Source organism: Bacillus cereus group sp. BceL291 (assembly GCF_051776705.1).
Taxonomy (GTDB): Bacteria; Bacillota; Bacilli; order Bacillales; family Bacillaceae_G; genus Bacillus_A; species Bacillus_A cereus.
This window is the reverse complement of record NZ_JBPWAP010000221.1, coordinates 1-1198: the sequence shown is the minus strand read 5'-3', so window position 1 is coordinate 1198 and position 1198 is coordinate 1. Positions and strand designations below refer to the sequence as shown.

Sequence of the window (1198 nt, the reverse complement as noted above, 5' to 3'; positions counted from 1 at the left end):
GTTGATAGGTTCGAGGTGGAAGCATGGTGACATGTGGAGCTGACGAATACTAATAGATCGAGGACTTAACCATATAATATGAAGCAATGTTATCTAGTTTTGAAAGAATATAAAAAACTTGTTGACTTTAAAAGTTAAATGAGTTACAATGATTCTTGTCTTAAATGAATACAGTCTGGTAATGATGGCAGAGAGGCCACACCCGTTCCCATACCGAACACGGAAGTTAAGCTCTCTAGCGCCGATGGTAGTTGGGACCTTGTCCCTGTGAGAGTAGGACGTTGCCAGGCAATCCGGAGGATTAGCTCAGCTGGGAGAGCACCTGCCTTACAAGCAGGGGGTCGGCGGTTCGATCCCGTCATCCTCCACCATTTAGCCGACTTAGCTCAATTGGTAGAGCAACTGACTTGTAATCAGTAGGTTGGGGGTTCAAGTCCTCTAGTCGGCACCAGTTTTTATTGTAAGAGCCATTAGCTCAGTTGGTAGAGCATCTGACTTTTAATCAGAGGGTCGAAGGTTCGAGTCCTTCATGGCTCACCATTTTAATTAATATGCGGGTGTGGCGGAATTGGCAGACGCACTAGACTTAGGATCTAGCGCCTTTGGCGTGGGGGTTCGACTCCCTTCACCCGCACTTTTAATAAAATATCTCAAACATGTCTTGCGGAAGTAGTTCAGTGGTAGAATACAACCTTGCCAAGGTTGGGGTCGCGGGTTCGAATCCCGTCTTCCGCTCCAATTTTCAATATGACATGCCGGGGTGGCGGAACAGGCAGACGCACAGGACTTAAAATCCTGCGGTGGGTGACCACCGTGCGGGTTCGACCCCCGCCCTCGGCACCATATGCGCCCGTAGCTCAATTGGATAGAGCGTTTGACTACGGATCAAGAGGTTAGGGGTTCGACTCCTCTCGGGCGCGTTTTCTTTCGGGAAGTGGCTCAGCTTGGTAGAGCACCTGGTTTGGGACCAGGGGGTCGCAGGTTCAAATCCTGTCTTCCCGATACTTGTTTGGGGCCTTAGCTCAGCTGGGAGAGCGCCTGCCTTGCACGCAGGAGGTCAGCGGTTCGATCCCGCTAGGCTCCACCATTAGTTCTTTGAAAACTGAACGAAACAAACAACGTGAAACGTCAATTTTTATTTTAGATGCTAGACAAACTAACTTTATTGGAGAGTTTGATCCTGGCTCAGGATGAACGC

9 tRNA genes and 1 rRNA gene are annotated in these 1198 nt (G+C 49.2%); all 10 read left to right on the top strand.

Annotated elements, in window-relative coordinates:
• Positions 1-174 precede the first annotated feature (174 nt).
• The 10 genes from rrf (at position 175) to ACS2CR_RS34175 (ending at position 1087) form a co-directional block, all read left to right on the top strand.
• Positions 175-290, top strand: a 5S ribosomal RNA gene (gene rrf / locus ACS2CR_RS34220).
• 5 nt (positions 291-295) lie between these two features.
• Positions 296-371 (top strand) — tRNA-Val (locus ACS2CR_RS34215).
• A 4-nt stretch (positions 372-375) separates the two neighbouring features.
• Positions 376-451, top strand: a tRNA-Thr gene (locus ACS2CR_RS34210).
• 13 nt (positions 452-464) lie between these two features.
• Positions 465-540 (top strand) — tRNA-Lys (locus tag ACS2CR_RS34205).
• Positions 541-553: 13 nt separating this feature from the next.
• A tRNA-Leu gene (locus ACS2CR_RS34200) sits at positions 554-634 on the top strand.
• Positions 635-663: 29 nt separating this feature from the next.
• Positions 664-738 (top strand) — tRNA-Gly (locus ACS2CR_RS34195).
• 16 nt (positions 739-754) lie between these two features.
• Positions 755-843, top strand: a tRNA-Leu gene (locus tag ACS2CR_RS34190).
• 3 nt (positions 844-846) lie between these two features.
• A tRNA-Arg gene (locus tag ACS2CR_RS34185) sits at positions 847-920 on the top strand.
• 8 nt (positions 921-928) lie between these two features.
• Positions 929-1002 (top strand) — tRNA-Pro (locus ACS2CR_RS34180).
• Between the two features lie 9 nt (positions 1003-1011).
• Positions 1012-1087: transfer RNA gene (locus ACS2CR_RS34175), tRNA-Ala, on the top strand.
• The last annotated feature ends 111 nt before the right edge of the window (positions 1088-1198 follow it).